Below are 23136 nucleotides of genomic sequence, written 5' to 3'. Positions count from 1 at the left end.
CGTGTCGAGATGGTCGAGTTGATAATAAACCAAGTCAGGCTACGCTTCGAACTGCTCTTGGTGTTCGGATGGGATTTCAGCAGCGGATCTGTTTCAGGGTCGTAGTCGTACGGCTCGGCGTGTTTGTCTTCCCGCTCTATGCCTATCGGAGAAGTCGTCTGAAATTGTGCCAGCAGTTCAAAAGTGTCAGATTCAGACAGACCACAGATGGTTTGCGCCTTTGATTATTTTGTCCGTTATGTATTGTACAAAAGGTCGTCTGAAAAAGATTTTTTGCTTTTCAGACGACCTATTTTTGGGCAACCTGTTTACACATATATCCCGTACATATTGTAGAAATGGATAAAGACATCCTAATAACTTTCTACATAAATATAGCAACTCAACCATTTTTTTAATGAGATGAAATATAGATCATTCAATTCATGTAAAAAAGGCGTGCCATATTTACCGACCATAACACTATATTCTTCCAACAAGGAAAAGGTATCATCGGATATTGAAAGAGTAAACTGACCGTCAGCTATATCAAACTCATCTTCATCATTTGAATTCAGAAAAACTCTAAAAGAAAGCTTGTATTCTTTCTTGCGCTTTGTTAAAAAAACCTGCCCTTCCCAATAATTCCCTTCTCTTTGTAATGAAGAAATTATTTCTTTTAAATCATTTCTTTTTACATGCCAATACATACTATCGCGTCTGATCTCTAAATTCATATTTTCTTTCGACAGTAAATATTCGGGCTGGCAACATAAGTCATTCCGATCACCCAATAACTCATAGGAAATAGCTGGTAGAGTACCCTATCTATATAAACAGTTTTGCGAAAATCATTATTCAGCTTTGCTCATCGTTCCGCCCATCTTAATTTAAAAATCCGGATTTTCCTTACGGTATGCTTCATTATCTTTTTTCAAAGTTTCATGAAGTTGATGCATGGGATTTTCCGGCCTCTGCCTACCGTAACTTGAAATTAATACACGCACCGAATAATCCGGCAAAATGTGAAACTGCAATAATCCATTGTCTTCATCGGTAAATTTATCTACCTTAGCATTAACGTTACGCTCTTCAAATTCATTTGTATCCGTGCTTATCGTCAAGGTCAGTGGCAGCGTCATCCCTTCATGCCAGCGGGGGATGGAAACGCAACATTGTCCACCTCCACCCTCTGAATAAGGCCCTATATCGTTTAAAGCCCATGTCTCTCCAATCTTGTGATAAGTTATCATTACACCTTGGTCAGAATAGTTGCTTAGCATAAATGCAAACGAGCGTTCCTTATCGGTATCCACAAAAAAATCATCCTTTTGATTGAAGATTTCTTTTACCGAAGAGGCATAGATAGATAAAACCGGAAGAGCGGCAACTAAAACTACCAAGCCTAAAAACCTAAATAATTTTTTCATTTTTTTCCTTTTTGCCCGCCGCAATGCTCAGTGCGGCGCATTTTTAAATGACAACGTAGTTCGTATAGTAGCTTGAACGATGTAATGGGTAAAGCGAATGGGATAACCGGCTGATGGGTCGTCTGAATGGTTGCAGACCCGTTGGATTTGCTTTTTTCAGACGAGCTTTTGATGTGTGTTTTCTCTGATGCTATTGATTTAAAAGAAAGGTCGTCTGAAACCTTAGATTTCAGACGACCTTTCTGCATTAAACCTTCGATGTTTAGAAAATTAGCTATTTTCTAAAGTTGACAGCTTTCTGCTGTGTTTATTTGGGGTTCTTCTCGATGAGGGCGACGAGTTGGTCGATATAGCCTTGGACGAAGCTGCGCGCGGATTCGATGAGTTTGCCGTTGTCGTCAAACAAGGTGGGTGAGTTGCCGAGGAAGACTTCGGGCTGTCCGGTCAGCGGCATATTGAAGTAGGACAAGGCAAGGCGCAGGTTTTTTTGCGAACTGTAACCGCCCATTTTACCGACAGAATGGCTGATGATGCCTGCGGGCGTGTTTTTCCAGGCGACGTCGGCGTTGGGTTTGGAGCCGATGTCTACCGCGTTTTTCAGGCAGGCGGGGACGGTGCGGTTGTTTTCGGGGGTAACGAACAATACGCCGTCGGAAGCTTTGATGGTTTCGCGGAAGGCGGTATAGCTTTCGGGCGTGGGGAAGTCGGTTTCGGCGGGGTCGTCGTAGTCGAAATTGTAGAGCGGCAAATGGCCGATTTCGACGATTTGGGCATCGTAGCCTTCGGGGAACATGGGGATGACGTTTTGCGCCACTTTGCGGGCGAACGAGCCTTTACGCAGGCTGCCTACTAAAATGCTGACTTTTTTTGCCATGAATTTTCTCCTGATGATGTAAAAATAATAACGATTCTTGAATTCATTTTAAAGCCGCCGGTTGATTGTCGTCAATCCTGTTGGGAACAAATTGACCATTGCTGGACAAGTCAGGCCTGATTTGGAGAATCAGTTTGGTAGCGGCTTGCCTGCCCTGCTCAAGTTTCGAGACAATTTTTTCTAAAGTGTTGAAACGTCATTGAGGTCGTCTGAAAACCCTATCGGGCATGAATCAAGACGACAATGCTATAATCCATCCTAAAATTTTTATCTTGAAGAACACGCCATGCAAGCCGATTTCAGACGACCTGTCCTTGCCATCGACACCAGCACTTCCTACCTGTCCCTCGCGTTGCAAACCGATGGGCAGATTGTTTCGTTTCATGAAGATGTCGGCACGAAACAATCCGATTTGATTCTGCCGCAGATTCGTGTTTTGTTTGAACAAGCGGGTATTGCGGCGGCGGATTTGGGTGTGATCGTCTATGCACAAGGCCCCGGCGCGTTTACCGGTTTGCGTATCGGAACAGGCGTGGCGCAAGGTTTGGCGACGCCGTTTGATACGCCCCTTATCGGCATCCCCTGTCTGGATGCGGCGGCGTATCTGCTGCCCGGACAAAGCTGCGTACTGGCGGCGACCGACGCGCGCATGGGCGAAGTGTTTTACGCATGGTTCGACACGGGCGCGCACCGGCGGCTCGGCGATTATCAGGTCGGCAAAGCGGCTGAAATTGTCGAACCCGAAGGCCGTGCGTTTACCGGCGGCATAGGCAATGCGTTTGCGCTGACCGATGCGCCGCCCTTTGCCGGCACGCCGAAAATGCCTGCCGCTTCCGACTATCTCAAGCTAGCACTCAGCGGGCGTTATCCCGCTTCCGATGCCGCGCACGCCGAATTGCTTTATGTCCGCAACAAAGTCGCCCTGACCGCCAAAGAGCAGGCAGAACGGAAAGCGCAGGCATGAATATCCGCCCCGCTTTTTCAGACGACTGCCCTGCCCTTGCCGCAATTGATGCGGTCGGCAACCCGTCGCCTTGGTCTGTGAAACAATTTGCCTCCGCATTGGCGCAGAGTACGGATAAACTGTGGGTCTGCGAGACCGACAGCGTCATCGGCGGCTTTATCGTGTGGCAGGATATATTAGATGAATCCGAGCTGCATTTAATTGCCACCGCTCCCGAATACCGCCGCCAAGGCATTGCCGCCGCACTTTTGGAACATTGGTTCCGCCACGCCCAAACCGCCGGTATCACGCGCCTGCTGTTGGAAGTCCGCGCCGGCAATGCCGCCGCCCAATCGCTGTATTTCAAATACGGCTTTACCGCGGTCGGCATCCGCAAACATTACTATTCCCTGCCCGAAGGCGGGCATGAAGACGCCGTATTAATGGAAAAACCATGTTAAGCAGCCGCTATCTCCACTTGCATCAGGCATTAGGCTTAGGCCCGATGTGGCTGAACCGTCACGCCAAAGTCATCCCGTCTGCGGGCGATGCGCCCGTTACGCCGCCTCAAAAACCTGCTGCCGCCCAAGTTGCCGAAGCCGTCCGCACGATTTCCGCATCGGCACATCATGCCCGCATGGCGGCGATGGCGGCGGTTCAACACGAAAAAACCACCTCCGCAACAACGCCACCCATCCCGCCGTCTGCCGCGCCAGTTGACGCGCCTTCCCCGTCCGCGCGGACACATTCTGCACCCGAAAACACCGGCCAAGCTCCCGCCGCAACCGTTTCAGACGACCTCCCACGCCTGCAAACCGAAGCGCGTCCGTCCGAAGTCATCATCATCAGCATCTGTCCCGCAACCGAAGACAGCCTGCACGGACAACTCTTTCACGGCGCGGTCGGCGTCCTGCTCGACAATATGCTTGCCGCCATCCGCCTGACACCCCAACAAGCCTACAAAACCAGTTGGGTCAAAGCGGCGCCCGTTTTCAGCCCGCACCCTACTGACGAACAAATCCAAGCCGAGCTGCCCCAGCTTGCCCGAGAGCTGGCCGATACGCAGGCGAAAGCCGTGTTATTGGTGGGGCAAATATTTGAAAAACCCGAGCTTTCCGCATTGATAGACACACTCTGCGGCAACACCCCCCGCTTCATCCTTCCCCACCCTGCCCGCCTGCTGCGCCAACCGCAGCTCAAAGCAAAAGCCTGGCAGGTTTTGAAACAAGTGCGGCAGATACTGAATTAAGGCACGCCGACAGCATCCCACACAGACGCCGCACCTCATCCACCCCCTTCCCTATCCATCATGTACCTCACCCAAGAAAAACCCTACCGCCCGCTGCTGATTGCCCTGATTTTCCTGACTCTGCCTCTGGCATTGCTGCTGCACGAAATCATCACAGTCGGGCTGTTCCGCCATTCCGGACTGCTGCTGACCTTCCAAAACGGGCAGTTGCGGCAAGTAGCGGGCTGGGATGACGCCATCGTTTGGTTTATCTGCGGCGTATTCGGCTTTTTCAACCTGATTATCGCGGGCGGACTGACCAAACTCGCCTACAAAAAAATGATGCGCCGCCATTTCCACTACGCCCTGTTTTTAAGCGGCGCGGCGGCGTGTGCGGCTGCTTTGGTCGTGATTATCTTGGAATCATTACTGGGCAGCGCGGCATTGGGCGGCATGCGGCAAGGCGGGATATTTCTTTACGCATTGAGCGTCTGGATATTGGCAATGCTGACGCTGCCGCGCCAACTGACCCGCGCGCCGGAGCAGCCCATCATCTTCCACAAAATGAAAAGATAAGCCTGCAGCAGGGAGTCAGAGCAACGTCTTCCTTCATGTTCTCCGGCAAGAAACCATAAACAAGGGGTCGTCTGAAACTTTTCAGACGACCCTTTTACCTAAATTCATACGTCCTTAGCGTTTGAATTCAGTTAGGATTTTTTAACGTTTGCATCAATCCGCAAGCAGGCAGGCAGGCATCGGATTTTCTGCTATGATTTTTCTATCTTGCCCTAAGGTCGTCTGAAAGAAAGCGCACGATGAAACCTAAACTGATTATCTTCGACTGGGACGGAACGCTGGCAGACACGACGCGCCCGATTATCCGCACCTTCCAACAAAGTTTTGCCGACTGCGGCATGCCCGTTCCCGATGACGATGCCGTCCGCGCCCTCATCGGTTACAGCCTGCCGGAAATCATCCGCCGCCTCGCTCCGCATGCCGGCGAACACATGCGCGAAGAATTGACGGAAACCTACGCCGCACACTATCTCAATCCCAACAACCAAAACATGACGCTCTTCCCCGAAGCCCTGCCCTGTCTGCACACCCTGCAAAACCAAGGCTACTGGCTCGCCGTCGCCACAGGCAAAGGCAGGATAGGACTCGACCGCTCTATCGCGCAAACCGGTACGACCGATTTTTGGATGGCGACGACCTGCGCCAGCGAACAAGCCTCCAAACCCGCACCCGACATGGTTTTCAAACTATGCGACGAACTGGGGCTGACGCCGCAGGAAACTTTGGTTGTCGGCGATACGACCCACGACTTGGAAATGGCCGCCAACGCCAAAGCCCCCGCCGTCGCCCTCACCACAGGCGCGCACTCCGCCGCCATGTTGCACACCGCCCCGCATCTTGCCATACTCGACAACCTCTCCGAGCTGCCTGATTTCTTAGAAACGTTTGATTGGACGGGCAAGGTTTAACGCAAAGCACAAACCCTTTAACGTTGCAGACAGCCAAACCGTAGCGTGGGCTTCGCCCGCGAAAACTCGGTTTATGATCCGATTTAGAAACCGATTGGCTGATTTCTGATTCGGAAACCGATTGGCAGGTCCCGTGGGCAAAGCCCACGCTACACTTTTCCCGAAGCATTACGGCGTGCTGCCAACCATCGGGCTAGGCGTACCTTTTCGGAGAAAGCCCACGTATCAAATGAGTCAATCCCTTCCCTTTCCTACTTAACATAGACATACCGCCGTAGCGTGGGCTTCGCCCACGAAAAAACTCGATTTATGGTTTGATTCAGAAATCGATTGGCAAATATCGCGGGCAAAGCCCACGCTACGCTTTTCTCGAAGCGTTATGGCGTACTGCCAATCATCGGGCTATGCGTACCTATTCGGAGAAAACCTCCGCGTTGAACGAGTCAATCGCTTCCCCATCCCAAATCCACTCAACGAAGACCTACCACCGTAGCGTGGGCTTTGCCCGCGAAAAACTCGGTTTATGATCCGATTTAGAAACCGATTGACTGATTTCTGATTCGGAAACCGGTTGGCAAATATCGCGGGCAGAGCCCACGCTACACTTTTCCCGAAGCGTTATGGCGTGCTGCCGACCATCGGGCTAAGCGCGTACCTATTCAGAAAAGCCCTGTATCGAATAAGTCAATCGCTTCTCCATCCCAAACCCTCTCCATAATAAAAAAGGTCGTCTGAAAACCTACCCCTCAAGTTTGAACTGGCCCCCAAATCTTGGACACTCATAAAAGCCTATTCAGGCGCTCTGTGCAAGCTGGGTTCTGTATGCGACAGGACTCAGCTTTTTCAATTTCAAACTGCAACGCTCCCGGTTGTAGTAATCCATATAGTCATCTATCTGCTTCATCAATTCATCTACCGTCAATTCACCTGCGTTATAGAAACACTCCGTCTTTAACACCGCAAAGAAGCTTTCCATCGGCGCATTGTCCCAACAGTTCGCCTTTCGCGACATGCTTTGAACCATGGAATACTCCGCAAGCAATTCCCTATATCCCGACGTACGGTACAGCACGCCTTGGTCCGAATGCAGCATCGTTCCTTTAGCAGTCAGACGGGGGGCGGCTTTTTCGAGCATTTCCTTCACCATTTCGCTGTCGGCTCTGCGGCTCATGGCGTAGGCGACGATCTCGCGGTTGAACAAGTCCAAGATTGGCGAGAGGTACAGTTTGCCGTCCTTCCCTTTGAGTTCGGTAACGTCGGTCAGCCATTTTTCGTTGGGCTTTCGGGCTTTGAACCGGCGTTTGAGGAGGTGTTCCGATATTTCGCCCATGGCGGGATGGCGGTAGGCTTTTTTCGCCCGTATGAGGGCTTTCAGTTCCATCTGCTTCATCAACCGCGCCACTTTTTTGCGGTTCCAACCCAATGCTGCGGCAATGCGCCTTTGTCCGTAGCGTCCTTTATGCCGCCGGTAGGTTTCGACAAGGAGGGCTTTGTCGGCTGCTTCGGGATCGGGTCGGTCTTGGTGATGGTAGTAAAAGCTGCTTTTGGGCAGGTTTGCGATGTGCAGCAGGTATTTGAGCGGGTGTTGCGCCCTCAGTGTTTGGACGGTTTGGCTTTGTCCTTTGCGGTCTGCTTTTGGCTGAGGGCTTTTAACTCCTTTAGGTAGGCGACCTCTGCGCGCATATAGCACAGTTCTTCAATAAGCTCTGCCTGTGTTTTTTCTTGGTCGGGTTTATCTGCGATGAAGGGGTTTTTGCGGTGTTGGGGCATGGTTTTGGATTGGGGATGTTCGAGTGCGCCGATACCGCCTTCTTGATAGGCGCGTATCCATCGTCTCAGGTGGGTTCGGGAAATGCCGTAGTGGTCTGCGGTACGTTGTTGGCTGCGTATATGCAGGTAGTGGAGTACGGCTTGGTATTTGAAGTGTAATGTATATTTGCTCATAAAAAAACTGCACCTTGTGAGTTGGAGGGGATGTGTCCAACTTTTGGGGTGCAGTTCAGTTTTCAGACGACGTTTTTTATTTCACTAAAACCAACCGCTTCTCCCTATCTCAACAACTCATCCGTTATCCGTTGCAAAAATTCGATGCGTTCGGGTTTGGCTTCGCCTGCTTCGGCGGCGGCTTTGACGGCGCAGCCGGGTTCGGCGCGGTGGGTGCAGTTGTGGAAACGGCATTGCCCGACGAGGTGGTTCAGGTCGGGAAAGTATTGCAGCAGGTCGGCGGCTTCTAGGTGGTGCAGCCCGAATTCTTGCAAACCGGGGGAGTCGATTAATTGGGTTGCTTCGTTTAAATCGTAAAGCTGGGCGTGGGTGGTGGTGTGTTTGCCGGAGTCGAGCGCGGTGGAGATGTCGCCGGTGCGGGCGGTTTGGTTGCCCAAGAGGGCGTTGGTCAGGGTGGATTTGCCCATGCCGCTTTGTCCGAGCAGGATGTTGGTATGCCCTTGCAGGACGGGGCGCAGGATGTCGGCGTTTTCCAATGCGCGGGTTTCGATGACGGGATAACCGAGCGTTTCGTAGAATTTGAGTTTTTCGCGCCAGAAGGCGGTTTCGGGCAGGTCGGCTTTGTTCAGGATGATGACGGCTTGGATGCCCGCGGCTTCGGCGGCTAGGAGGGCGCGTTGCAGCAGGGCTTCGCTGGGCGAGGGAACGGCGGCGGTAACGATAAGGAGCTGGCTGACATTGGCGGCGATGAGCTTGGTTTTCCAAGCGTCTTGGCGGTAGAGCAGGCTTTCGCGCGGCAGGTAGTCTTCGATGACGGCTTGTTCGGCGTTGACGGTTTGGATATGCACGCGGTCACCGCAGGCGAAGTCCACCCGCTTTTTGCGCGTGCTGGCTTCGTAGGTTTTGCCGTCGGGTGTGCGCACGATGTAGCGGCGGCCGTAGCTGGTAATGATTTGGGCGGTATCGGTCATGAACGGTTGGGTCGGGTGGATTGGATAAAGGGAATGTTCGCAGCGGCGTGGCAGCCTTGCGGCGAAAAGGTATTGTACCGAAATAGGCAGGGGTCGTCTGAAACGATTCTATAGTGGATTAACTGGAAACCGATACGGCGTTGCCGCCTTGTCTTGATTTCAACTCACCCGCGAGATTCGGAATGTTTTCAGACGACCTCTCAGCCCGTCACAATCCAAGCGACCACGCGTTGACGCCTTCGGAAAAATCTTCCAAGCGGTTTTCGTAGTGCGCGAAGATTTCTTCGATGATTTCGTCTTCACCATCAATCAGTCGGATTAAATCCATATCGGCTTCCGAAATCAGCCCGCGCCCGAGCAGCTCTTTGCGTATCCAGTCCAACAAGCCCGACCAGAAATCCTTGCCCACCAAGATAATCGGACGGTCGGGCGTTTTGCCCGTCTGAACCAACGTCAGGCTTTCAAACAGTTCGTCCAGCGTACCGAAGCCGCCGGGCATGACGACATACGCGACCGCGTGTTTCACAAACATCACTTTGCGCGGGAAGAAATGTTGGAACTTGATGGACAAATCCTGATACGGATTGGCTTTTTGCTCGTGCGGCAACACGATATTCAGCCCCACCGCAGGGCTTGCGCCCGCAAACGCGCCCTTGTTCGCCGCTTCCATAATCCCCGGCCCGCCGCCCGAAATGACGGAAAAACCGGCATCCGAGAGCTTGCGCGCCAGCCGCAGCGTAAATTCATAATCGGGATGGTTTTCCGGCGTGCGCGCGCTGCCGTAAATGCTGACCGCAGGCTGAATCGCCCGCAGCTCCTCGCCCGCCTCGACAAATTCCGAAATAATCTTCAAAACATGATACGACTCCCGCGCCTGAATCTCGCGGCGCGCCTCATCGGTCAGCATAGGCTTGGGCAGTTTTTTGAGCAGGCTCACGGTTTTTCCTTCATCTTGTTGAACCCCCACATTGTAACCGACAGAACCCGAGGTCGTCTGAAAACGCAAACATGAACGGCAGCAAGTGTTCCTTATTTGAACGAATTATGCGTTTCTGCCTCAAGATTGCCGTTGCAGCCGCGACCGCTTGCGTTACAATCCCCCATTTCCGCCCACATCCCGCCATGCTCGACATCCTCTACCGCGACAGCCGCACCATCGCCGTCAACAAACCCGCCGGAATGCTTGTCCACCGAAGCTGGCTCGACCGCCACGAAACACAGTTCGTCATGCAAACCCTGCGCGACCAAATCGGACAACACGTCTATCCCGCCCACCGCCTCGACCGCCCCACATCCGGCGTCCTCCTGTTTGCCCTTGACCCCGAAGCCGCCCGCCTGCTGACGCAGCAGTTCGAACAAAAAACCACACACAAAACCTACTGGGCAATCGTGCGCGGATATTTGCCCGACGACGGACTCATCGACTACCCCCTCAAATATCAGCCCGACAAAATCGCCGAATCCCAAACCGAAGTCACCCTCCAAGAAGCCCAAACCCGATACCGCTGCCTTGCACGCACCGAATTGCCCTTCCAATCCGCCGCCCGCTACCCGACCTCGCGCTACTCGTGGGCAGAACTCATCCCGCACACAGGCCGCAAACACCAACTCCGCCGCCACATGAAACACATCTTCCACCCCATCGTCGGCGACACCAACTACGGCGACCTGCGCCAAAACCACGCCACCGCCGCCCACCTCGGCCCCACCCGCCTCATGCTCCACGCCCGCAACCTGTCATTCCAAAGCATCGAAAACGGCGAAACCCTGACCGTCTGCGCCGATACCGACGAGAGCTGGCGGATTTGGCTGGATACGTTTGAAGCGTAAGTGAAAAGTCGCGTCAACAGGCGATTTGGTTATACTGCAAAGCCGGACACGGGTTTCAGACGACCTTTATTCATCAAAACACGCTTGAGATAACCGGACCCCGTAGCGTGGGCTTTGCCCGCGGGATTTGCCGTCCGTCAGTCTGATTCGGGTATTTATGCTGACATCTGCTTCGCGGGTAGAACCCGCGCTACGGTTTGTTGTGCCGATACCGACGAGAGCTAGTGGATTTAGCTGGATACGTTTGAGGCGTAAGCGCAAAGTCGCGTCAACAGGCGGGCTGGTGATGCTGCGAAGCCGGACACGGGTTTCAGACGACCTCATCCCTGCCATCTCAGTCCGTTCAACCCACATTCATGCCGAATAATCCTACTTTGCGGTAAAGGTCGTCTGAAAACGCTACACTCTTTCAGACGACGTTTGTCATACCAACATAAGGACATTCCATGAGCGACATCGAAAAGCAACTCGCCGCCATCCGCTACACCGCCGACCGCACCAAACGTTACAACGAACATGGCTTTACCCTGTTGCAACTGGGCATACGCGGCGTGGTCTATTTCAATACCCGCGAGGATGTCGCCGATGCCTTAACCGGTTTGATGGATTTCTATTACGAATGGGCGAAAGACAAGCTGACAATAGCTTGGCACGAAAAAGGTCATAGGGATATTAAGGAAGTCAAACTGACCGAAAAATCATATCTGAAAGAACGCGATAAAATCTACCGTTGGCTGGATAGTCGGGAGAAAAATCCGCCCAACATCGAGTGGGGAATGCAAAGCGAGCATGCAAATACCAGTGCATCCTATTATTTCAATATCACCTCTATTGCTGCAGGTTTGGCAAATGAGCCGTATATGCCGTTAGGCACCCTGCTTTTTAATCTGCCACTGGAAATTTTGTCTTCTCCCCAAGATTTGGCAAAACTGGATGAGTTTGTCGGTAAGATTTCAGAGAAGCTGGATGTTTTCCACGGTTATATCGGACTGGCAGCAATTCCACCGCATAATTATTACGACGGTGCGCCGTATGAATACGGGGTTTGCCGCGAAAATTTGGGGCTGATTCCGGTCACGACCGATTATCTGTCAACGTTTTATAGATACAACATACGCAGTATCAGTTGGTACACACTGGTCGGTAGGGAACTTTACCGACAGCTTCCGGCAGGCAGGATAGAGTCTGTTTTGGCAAATCATCCCGATATTACTCTGCGCGACTTTGCCGGTATCAAGGTTTTTAAAATCGGCAGCCTGCCCGAAACAGGGGATATCCGCGAAGATTTACCCTTGGGCTACATTGCGCTAAACCGAGCTTTAGAACCGATACGCGAAAAATATCCGCGCGAAAATATGGGCGGCATTACCCGCGAACAGATGTATTATTGGTCGAGAAGATGGGACGGCTGGGAGGTGGAAGAAAAAGACGGCAAGAAGATCTATACCCAAGCGCCGCAGGAAATCATCGGCGTCGAGGAAGAGCCTGTCCCGATTTCGGGCATGTGGAAAATCACCAGCTTTGACGGTGAAACCCGCCATTTCAATAAAGGCGAAATTTTCCCTGAAGGAGAAGGAGTGCGGACACAAGATGTGCTACTCGGTCCCCAAATGGGCCTGACCATTTGGGAACTTGTCAAAGGCGACCATAACGAACCTTTGCGCAGAAAGGCAATGTGGTAAGCCCCTCCCCGCCTTTCCGAACGTCAGCCGATACGTTAAAATATGCCTCGTCTGAAACCCCGTTTTTGAAGGAAAACCGCCATGACCCGTATGGTTCACTGCGTCAAACTCGGCAAAGAAGCCGAAGGTATGAAATTCCCACCGCTGCCCAACGAATTGGGCAAGCGCATTTTTGAAAATGTATCCCAAGAAGCTTGGAATGCGTGGACACGCCACCAAACCATGCTGATTAACGAAAACCGTTTGAGCCTCGCCGACCCGCGCGCACGCGAATATCTGGCACAACAAATGGAACAGTATTTCTTCGGCGACGGCGCAGATGCCGTTCAAGGTTATGTGCCGCAAGAGCCAAAATAACGCCATCATTTGCTCAAAAGGTCGTCTGAAAACGAAAATCGGATTTCAGACGACCTTTTTGTATCAATAAACTTGCTGCAAAGCCGTTTCATTTTATAGTGGATTAACTTTAAATCAGGACAAGGCGACGAAGCCGCAGACAGTACAGATAGTACGGAACCGATTCACTTGGTGCTTCAGCACCTTAGAGAATCGTTCTCTTTGAGCTAAGGCGAGGCAACGCCGTACTGGTTTAAAGTTAATCCACTATATTTCCGCTATTTCCGTATTTTCCCTATTCCTCTCCCGCCACAAAAGAGGATGAGAAATACCAAAATCGCAACCGTTTATCAGCTTATCAAATTTACCACCAGCTTATTGCATCCTTTGGACAAGAGTTGGCCGAATCGCAATAACCCATCAAAATTTGCCGCTCTTCAAGACTGGTTTTCGCAAAAGCTCAAATGAATTTCGCCAATCATTTGTTTTCAGACGACCTCAACATGGTTTCTTTGACCTGCTGCATCTATGCTTTCAGACGACCTTTGTCCTGAATAAAGGGAGAAAACGTCGCGTAGGCTTTACCCACGGAAAGTGTTCAAAGAATTATTTATCTCACACCGGAACACCGGCTCCCCATACAAATACAAACCGATTTCCAATGATGCACATATCGATCTTTAACAGTAAGCAAGACCTAATATAGTGGATTAAAATAAAAATGAGACAAGGCGGCAACGCCCGCCGTGTACGGGTAGTACATAAGGGCGTTGGCAACGCCGTATCATTGCAATTTTAATCCACTATAAAATTCAAAAACTCAATTCCATCCATAAAGTCTCGATTGTGCAAAACACCAATCAACAGAATGCCCTATTTCTATTTGAATCCACCATAAATGCTTCAATGGGTTAAAAAATAAAAAGCCGAACGGATAAACCATTCGGCTTTCTATCAAAAGCAACGATTATTGAACTTTAATTTCTACATCAACACCGGCTGGCAAGTCCAGTTTCATCAGTGCATCGGTAGTTTTGTCAGTCCAGTCCACGATGTCCATCAGGCGCAAGTGGGTGCGGATTTCCAATTGTTCACGAGAAGTTTTGTTCACGTGTGGAGAACGCAGAATGTTGAAACGCTCGATTTTAGTCGGCAACGGAATCGGACCTTTTACAACGGCACCGGTACGTTTTGCAGTTTCAACGATTTCTTGAGCAGAACGGTCGATCAGGCTGTAATCATAAGCTTTCAGGCGGATACGGATTTTTTGGTTTGCCATTTATCGATATCCTTCAATTAAGCGATGATAGAAGAAACCACACCCGCACCTACGGTACGGCCACCTTCGCGAATCGCAAAGCGCAGACCTTCTTCCATAGCGATAGGTGCAATCAGTTCTACAGTAATAGCTACGTTCTCACCAGGCATAACCATTTCTACACCTTCTTCCAAAGTAACCGCGCCGGTTACGTCGGTAGTACGGAAGTAGAATTGAGGACGATAGTTGGCGAAGAACGGAGTATGACGGCCACCCTCTTCTTTGCTCAATACGTACACTTCCGCTTTGAATTTGGTGTGCGGAGTGATGGTACCCGGTTTAGCCAATACTTGACCGCGTTCCACTTCTTCGCGTTTGGTACCGCGCAGCAATACGCCTACGTTGTCACCTGCTTGACCTTCGTCCAGCAGTTTGCGGAACATCTCAACACCGGTACAAGTGGTTTTTTGGGTTTCTTTCAGACCTACGATTTCGATCTCGTCACCAACGTGGATAACACCGCGCTCTACACGGCCGGTTACTACGGTACCGCGACCGGAGATGGAGAATACGTCTTCGATAGGCAACAGGAACGGTTTGTCCACTGCACGCTCGGGAGTCGGGATGTAGCTGTCCAATGCGGCAGCCAGTTCGAAGATTTTTTCTTCGTAAGCGGCGTCGCCTTCCAAGGCTTTCAGTGCAGAACCTTGTACGATCGGGCAGTCGTCGCCTGGGAAGTCGTAGCTTGACAGCAAGTCACGGATTTCCATTTCAACCAGTTCCAACAGCTCGGCATCGTCAACCATGTCGCATTTGTTCATGAACACGATGATGTAAGGTACGCCTACTTGGCGGGCCAACAGAATGTGTTCGCGGGTTTGCGGCATAGGACCGTCGGCAGCGGAACATACCAAGATTGCGCCGTCCATTTGTGCGGCACCGGTAATCATGTTTTTAACGTAGTCGGCGTGGCCCGGGCAGTCTACGTGTGCGTAGTGGCGGGTTTCGGTTTCGTATTCTACGTGTGAGGTATTGATGGTAATACCGCGGGCTTTTTCTTCAGGAGCGTTATCGATTTGGTCGTAAGCTTTTGCAGCACCGCCGAATTTTTTAGCCAAAATAGTAGTCAAAGCAGCAGTCAGGGTGGTTTTACCATGGTCAACGTGACCGATGGTGCCAACGTTTACGTGCGGTTTGCTACGTTCAAATTTTTCCTTAGCCATGAGCTAATTCCTTTACATTAAAGATCGATTAAAGAACAGAGGCCGTCTGAAAAATCATTTCAGCCTTTCAGACGACCTATTTGCCTGATTAGCCTTTACGGGCTTCAGTTACAGCAGCAGCTATGTGGGCAGGAGCTTCAGAATATTTCTTGAACTCCATAGAGTAAGTAGCGCGGCCTTGGGTTGCAGAACGCAGGTCGGTCGAATAACCGAACATTTCTGCAAGAGGTACTTCGGCACGGACTTTTTTACCGCCGATACCGTCATCATCCATACCCAATACGACGCCGCGACGACGGTTCAAGTCGCCCATTACGTCACCCATGTATTCTTCAGGAGTTTCCACTTCAACTGCCATGATTGGCTCAAGCAGAGCAGGATTGGCTTTACGCATACCTTCTTTGAAGGCTTGGGAAGCAGCCAATTCAAAGGCCAGTTGAGAAGAGTCGACGTCGTGTGAAGAACCGAAGATCAAACGTACGCGTACGTCAACTACTGGGTAGCCTGCAACAATACCGTTAGGCAGGGTATCGCGGATACCTTTATCGACAGACGGAATGAATTCGCGAGGAATCACACCACCTTTAATTTCGTCGATAAATTCGTAACCTGCACCACCCGGTTCCATAGGTTCCATTTTGATCACAACGTGACCGTATTGACCTTTACCACCGGATTGTTTGGCGTGTTTGTATTCGGCTTCGACTTCTTTGCGGATGGTTTCGCGGTAAGCCACTTGAGGCGCACCGATATTCGCTTCCACGCCGAATTCGCGTTTCATACGGTCAACAATAATCTCCAAGTGCAGCTCACCCATACCGGAAATAATGGTTTGACCGGATTCCTCGTCTGTACGGACACGGAAAGAAGGGTCTTCTTTAGCCAGACGGTTCAGGGCGATACCCATTTTCTCTTGGTCGGCTTTGGTTTTCGGCTCAACGGCAATATGGATTACCGGCTCAGGGAATTCCATACGTTCCAAGATGATCGGCGCGCTTTCTGCACACAAGGTTTCACCGGTAGTAACGTCTTTCAGACCGATAGCGGCTGCGATGTCGCCAGCACGTACTTCCTCGATTTCAGTACGGTCTGCAGCAGTCATTTGTACCAAACGACCGATACGTTCACGAGTACCTTTTACAGAGTTCAATACGGTATCACCGGATTTCACGACACCGGAGTAAACGCGGATGAAAGTCAGCTGACCAACGTATTTGTCGTTCAACATTTTGAACGCTAATGCAGAGAATTTCTCTTCATCGCTGGCTTGGCGGCTGTCGGCTTCTTCAGTGTTAGGGTTAACACCTTGAACCGGAGGAATATCGGTAGGAGCAGGCAGCAATTCTACAACTGCGTCCAACATCCGTTGAACACCTTTGTTTTTAAATGCAGAACCGCACAACATCGGCTGAATTTCGCCTGCCAAAGTACGTTGACGCAATGCACCTACGATTTCTTCCTCGGTCAGCTCGTCGCCGCCCAAGTATTTGTCCATCAATTCTTCGCTGGCTTCAGCTGCGGCTTCAATCATGTTTTGACGCCATTCTTCAGCAGTTTCAACCAATTCAGCGGGAATGTCGCCATAGGTAAAGGTTGTACCTTTATCGGCTTCATTCCAGATGATGGATTTCATTTTCAGCAGGTCAACAACACCGGTGAAACTGTCTTCTGCGCCTACCGGAATAACGATAGGTACTGGGTTTGCGCGCAAACGGGTTTTCATTTGCTCGACAACGCGGAAGAAGTTGGCACCTTGACGGTCCATTTTATTTACAAACGCCAAGCGTGGAACTTGGTATTTGTTGGCTTGACGCCATACGGTTTCAGATTGCGGTTGAACACCACCCACCGCGCAGTAAACCATTACCGCGCCATCCAATACACGCATAGAACGCTCTACCTCTACGGTAAAGTCAACGTGTCCCGGAGTGTCGATAATGTTGAAGCGGTGTTCTGGGAATTGTTTCGCCATACCGGACCAGTAGGAAGTAACGGCAGCGGAGGTAATGGTAATACCACGCTCTTGCTCTTGTTCCATGTAGTCGGTAGTAGCCGCACCATCATGTACCTCGCCCAATTTGTGGGTCAAACCGGTATAGAACAAAATACGTTCTGTAGTAGTGGTTTTACCCGCGTCAATATGGGCGGAAATACCGATGTTGCGGTACAGGCTGATCGGGGTCTTACGAGCCATTTTATTAGCCTTTCAAAATTAGAAACGGAAGTGAGAGAATGCTTTGTTGGCTTCAGCCATGCGGTGTACTTCTTCACGTTTTTTCAACGCACCGCCGCGACCTTCGGACGCATCAATCAATTCGCCTGCCAAACGCAGGTCCATGGATTTCTCACCACGTTTGCGGGCCGCATCGCGAACCCAGCGCATTGCAAGAGCCAGACGGCGTGAAGGACGAACCTCAACAGGAACTTGGTAGTTTGCACCACCTACACGGCGACTTTTCACTTCCACGATAGGTTTGGCATTTGCAATGGCTTCGTTGAATACTTCGATTGCTGCTTTGCCGGTTTTTTTCTCGATTTGCTCCAATGCACCGTAAACGATACGCTCGGCAACAGATTTTTTACCGTCAATCATCAATACGTTCATGAATTTAGTCAGCTCGACGCTGCCAAATTTAGGATCAGGCAATACATCGCGCTTGGGGACTTCTCTACGTCTTGGCATTTTAATTTCCTTTAATCTATTCAGTCGGGTCAATTCCCACGAATACCCAAAAGAGCATTCACTTACTCGGCCGTTGTTCAGCTTAGGCGGCCGACGTGCCTATTTAAGTCCCTGTAATTATTTAGGACGCTTAGCACCGTATTTAGAACGGGCTTGTTTACGGTCTTTAACACCTGCGGTATCCAAAGAACCGCGTACAGTGTGGTAACGCACACCCGGCAAGTCTTTTACACGACCGCCGCGAATCAGTACGACGCTGTGCTCTTGCAGGTTGTGGCCTTCACCACCGATGTATGAAATGACTTCAAAACCGTTGGTCAGGCGAACTTTACATACTTTACGCAATGCAGAGTTAGGTTTTTTAGGGGTAGTCGTGTATACACGGGTGCACACGCCGCGTTTTTGCGGGCAGGCTTCCAGTGCAGGCACTTTGTTTACGTACACGGGCTTTTGACGGCCTTTGCGTACCAATTGGTTGATAGTTGGCATATTTTCTCGTCCTGTTGAGTTAAATACTTGCCGACACCATGTCGGCAAGAGTGGAATTATATTTTTATTGCAAGAGTTTAGTCAAGCAAACGGTAGAGAAAAGTTGGTATTTTGTATTTACTAAGAACTATTTAGCAACTGAGGTCGTCTGAAATGGATAAAGAGTTCTCAAACTCTGCACTCCCTATTTCAGACGACCTTTATCAAAAATAAGTCGGTTCGCAACTCCATTAGAGCCGCCCTTCCTACCGTACTTTTCACAACGGCATTGATATAGTGGATTAAATTTAAATCAGGACAAGGCGACGAAGCCGCAGACAGTACAGATAGTACGGAACTGATTCACTTGGTGCTTCAGCACCTTAGAGAATCGTTCTCTTTGAGCTAAGGCGAGGCAACGCCGTACTGGTTTAAAGTTAAGCCACTATAATCCACACAGGTCGTCTGAAAAAGAAAACCGCAAGTGATATTGCCTTGCGGTTTTCTTTCAAACAAACATCCTACGGATTATTCATCTGTTGCTTCGATTTCGGAAGCTTCTTGCTCCGCTTCCTGCCATTGCTGGCGACGGCTGCGGTGGTAGGTCAAACCGGTACCGGCAGGAATCAGACGACCTACGATTACGTTCTCTTTCAGACCGCGCAACTCGTCTTGTTTGCCCATAATGGCGGCTTCAGTCAGAACGCGGGTCGTCTCTTGGAACGATGCGGCAGAAATGAAGCTGTCGGTTGACAAAGAGGCTTTGGTAATACCCAACAATACGTTTTCGTAACGTGCCGGTTCTTTGCCTTCTTCCAAAGCTTTTTCATTGGCTGTCATGACATCGCCGCGTTCGACTTGCTCACCGGTAATGAATTCGGTTTCACCTGAATCGACAATATTCACACGGCGCAGCATCTGACGGATGATGACTTCGATGTGTTTATCGGAAATCTTCACACCTTGCAGACGGTAAACCTCTTGCACTTCTTGAACGATATAACGCGCCAGTGCTTCGATACCTTGTAAACGCAGAATATCATGCGGATCAACCGCTCCGTCTACGATGGTTTCACCGCGGTTTACCACTTGACCGTCGTGCACCAGAATTTGTTTCTCTTTGGAAATCAAAGTCTCGTATGCTACGCCGTCTACGTCAGTGATAATCAGACGCTGTTTGCCTTTGGTCTCTTTACCGAATGAAACGGTACCGGTGATTTCTGCCAACATACCTGCATCTTTCGGCACGCGTGCTTCAAACAACTCGGCAACGCGCGGCAGACCACCGGTAATGTCGCGGGTTTTGGAAGAGGCTTGCGGGATACGCGCCAATACGTCGCCTTTACCAACTTCCTGACCTTCGCGCACGGTAATCACTGCACCCACAGGGAATGCCATAGATACCGGGGTGGAGGTACCTGGAATGCAGATTTCCAGACCGTTTTCATCCAACAGTTTTACAGTAGGACGCAGCAGTTTGGATGCGCTGCCGGAGCGGCGCTTGCCGTCGATGACCACCAAAGTGGACAAACCGGTTACATCGTCAGTTTGTTTGGCAACGGTTACGCCCTCTTCCACGTTTTCGAATTTCACCCAACCTGCGTGTTCGGTAATCATCGGACGGGTATGCGGATCCCAGGTTGCCAACGTTTGACCGGCTTTAATGGCTTCACCATCTTGAACCATCAAGATAGCACCGTAAGGCACTTTGTGACGTTCGCGTTCACGACCGATGTCATCATGAATAACGACTTCGCAAGAGCGACCGATGACAACCAATTCGCCTTTGTTGTTGGCAACATAACGCATTTGGCTGCTGAATCGTGCCGTACCGTTGGATTTGGCCTCAACTTGGCTAGCTGCTGCCGCACGGGATGCTGCACCACCGATGTGGAACGTACGCATGGTCAACTGGGTACCTGGTTCACCGATAGACTGAGCCGCAATCACGCCGACTGCTTCACCGGCATTGACCAATTTGCCGCGTGCCAAGTCGCGACCGTAACAGTGCGCACACAAGCCATGGCGGGTTTTACAAGTAATCGGAGTACGGACTTTGACTTCATCGACACCAGATTGGTCAATCATATCGACCAGTTTTTCAGTCAACAACGTACCGGCTTCAACCAAGGTCTCACCACTTGACGGATCGACAACGTCAGACGCGGTAACACGACCCAAAATACGATCGCGCAATGCTTCAATCACATCACCACCTTGTACGACTGCCTTCATGACAAAGCCGTCTGAAGTACCACAATCGTCTTCAACAACGACCAAGTCTTGAGTTACGTCTACCAGACGACGGGTCAGGTAACCGGAGTTCGCGGTTTTCAATGCGGTATCCGCCAAACCCTTACGCGCACCGTGGGTCGCAATAAAGTATTGCAATACGGTCAGACCTTCGCGGAAGTTTGAGGTAATCGGCGTTTCAATAATCGAGCCGTCTGGTTTTGCCATCAAGCCACGCATACCGGACAACTGTTTAATCTGAGCCGCAGAACCACGAGCACCGGAGTCGGCCATCATATAGATGGAGTTGAATGACTCTTGATCGACTTCGTTGCCGTCACGGTCGATAACTTTTTGTTTGGACAAGTTATCCATCATCGCTTTAGCGATTTTATCGCCAGCACGACCCCAAATATCCACCACTTTGTTGTAGCGTTCGCCGTTGGTTACCAAACCTTGACGGTATTGGTCTTCGATTTCTTTAACCTCGGCATTGGCTTCAGCCAACAAGGCCGCTTTTTCTTTCGGAATCTCCATGTCGTCAACAGCAATGGAAATACCGCCTTTGGCTGCGAATCCGAAACCGGTATACATCAAGTGGTCGGCGAAGATAACCGTATCGCGCAAGCCGCACAGACGGAACGATGCATTAATCAGCTTGGAAATTTCTTTTTTCTTCAGCGCTTTGTTGATGTATTCGAACGGCAGGCCTTTAGGCAGGATTTCGCTCAACAATGCACGACCGACAGTCGTTTCGTAACGGGTAACGACTGGTTCGAATTCGCCGGCTTCGTTTTTCACCCATTCGCGCAGACGTACGGTGATTTTCGTACCCAGCTCAACCTGTTTGGTATGGTATGCACGATGCACTTCTTTCACATCAGCAAACAGACTGCCCTCACCTTTGGCATTGATGCGGTCGCGGGTCATGTAGTACAGACCCAATACGATGTCTTGGGAAGGTACGATAATCGGTTCACCGTTTGCAGGAGACAATACGTTGTTTGAAGCCAGCATCAGGGTGCGCGCTTCCATTTGTGCTTCCAGGCTCAATGGAACGTGTACCGCCATTTGGTCACCGTCAAAGTCGGCGTTAAACGCGGCACATACCAACGGATGCAGCTGAATGGCTTTACCTTCAATCAGGATGGGTTCAAACGCTTGAATACCCAAACGGTGCAGGGTCGGCGCACGGTTCAGCATAATCGGATGTTCGCGGATGACTTCTTCCAAGATGTCCCATACTTCTGGTACTTCTTGTTCTACCAATTTTTTCGCTGCTTTAACGGTAGAGGCCAGACCTTGTTTTTCCAGTTTATGGAAAATGAACGGTTTGAACAGTTCCAAAGCCATTTTTTTCGGCAGACCGCATTGGTGCAGACGCAGGTATGGACCTACGGTAATCACGGAACGACCGGAGTAGTCCACACGTTTACCCAGCAGGTTTTGACGGAAACGACCGCCCTTACCTTTAATCATGTCGGCCAACGATTTCAGCGGACGTTTGTTGGCACCGGTCATGGCTTTACCGCGACGACCGTTATCCAACAGCGAGTCAACCGCTTCTTGCAACATACGTTTTTCATTGCGAACAATGATGTCAGGAGCGTGCAGTTCCAGCAGGCGTTTCAGACGGTTGTTACGGTTGATGACGCGACGATATAAATCGTTCAAATCGGAAGTGGCGAAACGACCACCATCCAACGGAACCAGAGGACGCAAATCAGGCGGCAATACCGGCAGCACGTCCATAATCATCCATTCCAGTTTCATACCGGAACGATGGAAGGCTTCCAATACTTTCAAACGTTTTGCGATTTTTTTGATTTTGGTATCAGAACCGGTCGACTCAAGCTCTTGGCGCAGGATTTCGATTTCGCCTGCTACATCCAAGGTGCGCAACAATTCGCGAATACCTTCCGCACCCATTTTGGCATCGAAATCGTCGCCGTATTCGTCCAGTTTGTTGTAGTAGTCGTCTTCAGTCAGCAATTGACGGCGTTGCAGCGGAGTCATGCCGGGGTCGGTCACAACAAATGCTTCAAAGTACAATACGCGCTCGATGTCGCGCAAAGTCATGTCCAACACCATGCCCAAACGAGAAGGCAGGGATTTCAAGAACCAAATGTGTGCAACAGGCGCGGCCAATTCGATATGACCCATGCGTTCGCGGCGTACTTTGGACAAAGTCACTTCCACGCCACATTTTTCACAGGTTACACCTTTAAATTTCAAGCGTTTATATTTTCCGCACAAGCATTCGTAGTCTTTGACCGGACCAAAGATTTTGGCGCAGAACAGACCGTCACGCTCAGGCTTGAACGTACGATAGTTGATGGTTTCAGGCTTTTTAACTTCGCCGTAAGACCATGAACGGATGGTTTCGGGAGAAGCAATGCCGATTTTGATGGCATCAAACTCTTCTTCCATGCCGGCAGTTTGCAACGGATTAAATAAGTTCAACAAATTCATTTTTGCTCCTTGAAGGAAGTATTTTTACCGCATGGCGGATTTTCGATATTGGAAACGGTACGTTACGGTTTCAGACGACCTGATATTTTCAGATTTCGA

Annotated in this window: 21 protein-coding genes; 8 read left to right on the top strand and 13 right to left on the bottom strand. The window is 50.5% G+C overall.

The window, feature by feature from the left end; all coding sequences use genetic code 11:
* Positions 1-353: 353 nt before the first annotated feature.
* From MON40_RS01845 to MON40_RS01835, 3 genes are all read right to left on the bottom strand, one after another.
* Positions 354-716, bottom strand: a complete 363-nt coding sequence (locus tag MON40_RS01845) for a hypothetical protein (protein ID WP_003779804.1) — start codon at positions 714-716, stop codon at positions 354-356.
* Positions 717-869: 153 nt separating this feature from the next.
* Positions 870-1409, bottom strand: a complete 540-nt coding sequence (locus tag MON40_RS01840) for a DUF3304 domain-containing protein (protein ID WP_242925975.1) — start codon at positions 1407-1409, stop codon at positions 870-872.
* 307 nt (positions 1410-1716) lie between these two features.
* Positions 1717-2283, bottom strand: a complete 567-nt coding sequence (locus MON40_RS01835) for an NADPH-dependent FMN reductase (RefSeq protein WP_003779797.1) — start codon at positions 2281-2283, stop codon at positions 1717-1719.
* 286 nt (positions 2284-2569) lie between these two features.
* On the opposite strand from MON40_RS01835, the gene tsaB reads away from it, so the two are divergent.
* The 5 genes from tsaB to MON40_RS01810 all read left to right on the top strand — a co-directional run bounded on the left by tsaB (position 2570) and on the right by MON40_RS01810 (position 5938).
* Positions 2570-3247, top strand: a complete 678-nt coding sequence (gene tsaB, locus MON40_RS01830; RefSeq protein ID WP_003779795.1) for a tRNA (adenosine(37)-N6)-threonylcarbamoyltransferase complex dimerization subunit type 1 TsaB — start codon at positions 2570-2572, stop codon at positions 3245-3247.
* Positions 3244-3687, top strand: a complete 444-nt coding sequence (rimI, locus tag MON40_RS01825) for a ribosomal protein S18-alanine N-acetyltransferase (RefSeq protein ID WP_003779794.1) — start codon at positions 3244-3246, stop codon at positions 3685-3687. The genes tsaB and rimI overlap by 4 nt, the downstream gene beginning before the upstream one ends.
* Positions 3681-4475: a uracil-DNA glycosylase family protein gene (locus MON40_RS01820; RefSeq protein WP_003779791.1), complete on the top strand. Its 795-nt coding sequence runs from the start codon at positions 3681-3683 to the stop codon at positions 4473-4475. Before rimI ends, MON40_RS01820 begins: the two co-directional genes overlap by 7 nt.
* Before the next feature lie 60 nt (positions 4476-4535).
* Complete coding sequence (locus tag MON40_RS01815; RefSeq protein WP_003763765.1) at positions 4536-5030, top strand: hypothetical protein; 495 nt, start codon at positions 4536-4538, stop codon at positions 5028-5030.
* Positions 5031-5269: 239 nt separating this feature from the next.
* Positions 5270-5938, top strand: coding sequence for an HAD-IA family hydrolase (locus MON40_RS01810; RefSeq protein ID WP_003779790.1), 669 nt, complete (start codon positions 5270-5272; stop codon positions 5936-5938).
* Between the two features lie 793 nt (positions 5939-6731).
* Here MON40_RS01810 and MON40_RS01805 read toward each other — a convergent pair.
* The 4 genes from MON40_RS01805 to MON40_RS01790 form a co-directional block, all read right to left on the bottom strand.
* Positions 6732-7628: an IS3 family transposase gene (locus MON40_RS01805; RefSeq protein WP_242925846.1), complete on the bottom strand. Its 897-nt coding sequence runs from the start codon at positions 7626-7628 to the stop codon at positions 6732-6734.
* Positions 7532-7882, bottom strand: a complete 351-nt coding sequence (locus tag MON40_RS01800) for a helix-turn-helix domain-containing protein (protein WP_003756620.1) — start codon at positions 7880-7882, stop codon at positions 7532-7534. The genes MON40_RS01805 and MON40_RS01800 overlap by 97 nt, the downstream gene beginning before the upstream one ends.
* Before the next feature lie 104 nt (positions 7883-7986).
* Complete coding sequence (gene rsgA, locus MON40_RS01795) at positions 7987-8853, bottom strand: ribosome small subunit-dependent GTPase A (RefSeq protein WP_003779787.1); 867 nt, start codon at positions 8851-8853, stop codon at positions 7987-7989.
* A 208-nt stretch (positions 8854-9061) separates the two neighbouring features.
* The gene (locus MON40_RS01790) at positions 9062-9790 is read right to left on the bottom strand and encodes an LOG family protein (RefSeq protein WP_039404238.1); all 729 of its coding nucleotides are present in this window, start codon (positions 9788-9790) and stop codon (positions 9062-9064) included.
* Positions 9791-9975: 185 nt separating this feature from the next.
* Here MON40_RS01790 and truC point away from each other — a divergent pair, with 185 nt between their 5' ends.
* From truC to MON40_RS01775, 3 genes are all read left to right on the top strand, one after another.
* Positions 9976-10683 (top strand): tRNA pseudouridine(65) synthase TruC, encoded by a 708-nt coding sequence (gene truC, locus MON40_RS01785; RefSeq protein WP_039863234.1) that lies wholly within the window; start codon positions 9976-9978, stop codon positions 10681-10683.
* Between the two features lie 446 nt (positions 10684-11129).
* Positions 11130-12365 carry a type VI immunity family protein gene (locus MON40_RS01780; RefSeq protein ID WP_003779781.1) on the top strand — a complete coding sequence of 412 codons (1236 nt, stop codon included), beginning with the start codon at positions 11130-11132 and terminating at the stop codon, positions 12363-12365.
* A gap of 81 nt (positions 12366-12446) precedes the next feature.
* Positions 12447-12722, top strand: a complete 276-nt coding sequence (locus MON40_RS01775; protein WP_003762149.1) for an oxidative damage protection protein — start codon at positions 12447-12449, stop codon at positions 12720-12722.
* Positions 12723-13668: 946 nt separating this feature from the next.
* Here the strand turns inward: MON40_RS01775 and rpsJ are convergent.
* The 6 genes from rpsJ to rpoC all read right to left on the bottom strand — a co-directional run bounded on the left by rpsJ (position 13669) and on the right by rpoC (position 23037).
* Complete coding sequence (rpsJ, locus tag MON40_RS01770; protein WP_002642322.1) at positions 13669-13980, bottom strand: 30S ribosomal protein S10; 312 nt, start codon at positions 13978-13980, stop codon at positions 13669-13671.
* Between the two features lie 17 nt (positions 13981-13997).
* Positions 13998-15182 (bottom strand): elongation factor Tu, encoded by a 1185-nt coding sequence (tuf, locus tag MON40_RS01765; RefSeq protein WP_003742643.1) that lies wholly within the window; start codon positions 15180-15182, stop codon positions 13998-14000.
* An 88-nt stretch (positions 15183-15270) separates the two neighbouring features.
* On the bottom strand, positions 15271-17376 hold the full coding sequence (gene fusA / locus MON40_RS01760) for an elongation factor G (RefSeq protein ID WP_003760496.1): 2106 nt from the start codon (positions 17374-17376) through the stop codon (positions 15271-15273).
* A gap of 18 nt (positions 17377-17394) precedes the next feature.
* Positions 17395-17865 (bottom strand): 30S ribosomal protein S7, encoded by a 471-nt coding sequence (gene rpsG / locus MON40_RS01755; RefSeq protein WP_003745196.1) that lies wholly within the window; start codon positions 17863-17865, stop codon positions 17395-17397.
* Between the two features lie 117 nt (positions 17866-17982).
* A complete protein-coding gene (gene rpsL / locus MON40_RS01750) occupies positions 17983-18354 on the bottom strand; it encodes a 30S ribosomal protein S12 (protein WP_002218431.1) in 372 nt (123 codons plus the stop codon).
* Between the two features lie 507 nt (positions 18355-18861).
* The gene (gene rpoC / locus MON40_RS01745) at positions 18862-23037 is read right to left on the bottom strand and encodes a DNA-directed RNA polymerase subunit beta' (protein WP_003760500.1); all 4176 of its coding nucleotides are present in this window, start codon (positions 23035-23037) and stop codon (positions 18862-18864) included.
* Between the last annotated feature and the right edge of the window lie 99 nt (positions 23038-23136).

It is taken from the genome of Neisseria macacae ATCC 33926, from assembly GCF_022749495.1.
GTDB lineage: Bacteria > Pseudomonadota > Gammaproteobacteria > Burkholderiales > Neisseriaceae > Neisseria > Neisseria macacae.
Note: the sequence above shows the minus strand (reverse complement) of the source record. Positions and strands in the feature narration are given on the sequence as shown.

Coding starts and splice junctions, on each gene's coding strand:
- MON40_RS01775 (WP_003762149.1), top strand. CDS start 12,447: ATGACCCGTATGGTTCACTGCGTCAAACTCGGCAAAGAAGCCGAAGGT.
- MON40_RS01820 (WP_003779791.1), top strand. CDS start 3,681: ATGTTAAGCAGCCGCTATCTCCACTTGCATCAGGCATTAGGCTTAGGC.
- rpsJ (WP_002642322.1), bottom strand. CDS start 13,980: ATGGCAAACCAAAAAATCCGTATCCGCCTGAAAGCTTATGATTACAGC.
- MON40_RS01810 (WP_003779790.1), top strand. CDS start 5,270: ATGAAACCTAAACTGATTATCTTCGACTGGGACGGAACGCTGGCAGAC.
- MON40_RS01840 (WP_242925975.1), bottom strand. CDS start 1,409: ATGAAAAAATTATTTAGGTTTTTAGGCTTGGTAGTTTTAGTTGCCGCT.
- rsgA (WP_003779787.1), bottom strand. CDS start 8,853: ATGACCGATACCGCCCAAATCATTACCAGCTACGGCCGCCGCTACATC.
- MON40_RS01800 (WP_003756620.1), bottom strand. CDS start 7,882: ATGAGCAAATATACATTACACTTCAAATACCAAGCCGTACTCCACTAC.
- MON40_RS01815 (WP_003763765.1), top strand. CDS start 4,536: ATGTACCTCACCCAAGAAAAACCCTACCGCCCGCTGCTGATTGCCCTG.
- rpsL (WP_002218431.1), bottom strand. CDS start 18,354: ATGCCAACTATCAACCAATTGGTACGCAAAGGCCGTCAAAAGCCCGTG.
- MON40_RS01780 (WP_003779781.1), top strand. CDS start 11,130: ATGAGCGACATCGAAAAGCAACTCGCCGCCATCCGCTACACCGCCGAC.
- rimI (WP_003779794.1), top strand. CDS start 3,244: ATGAATATCCGCCCCGCTTTTTCAGACGACTGCCCTGCCCTTGCCGCA.
- rpoC (WP_003760500.1), bottom strand. CDS start 23,037: ATGAATTTGTTGAACTTATTTAATCCGTTGCAAACTGCCGGCATGGAA.
- MON40_RS01845 (WP_003779804.1), bottom strand. CDS start 716: ATGAATTTAGAGATCAGACGCGATAGTATGTATTGGCATGTAAAAAGA.
- MON40_RS01835 (WP_003779797.1), bottom strand. CDS start 2,283: ATGGCAAAAAAAGTCAGCATTTTAGTAGGCAGCCTGCGTAAAGGCTCG.
- tuf (WP_003742643.1), bottom strand. CDS start 15,182: ATGGCTAAGGAAAAATTTGAACGTAGCAAACCGCACGTAAACGTTGGC.
- fusA (WP_003760496.1), bottom strand. CDS start 17,376: ATGGCTCGTAAGACCCCGATCAGCCTGTACCGCAACATCGGTATTTCC.
- tsaB (WP_003779795.1), top strand. CDS start 2,570: ATGCAAGCCGATTTCAGACGACCTGTCCTTGCCATCGACACCAGCACT.
- rpsG (WP_003745196.1), bottom strand. CDS start 17,865: ATGCCAAGACGTAGAGAAGTCCCCAAGCGCGATGTATTGCCTGATCCT.
- truC (WP_039863234.1), top strand. CDS start 9,976: ATGCTCGACATCCTCTACCGCGACAGCCGCACCATCGCCGTCAACAAA.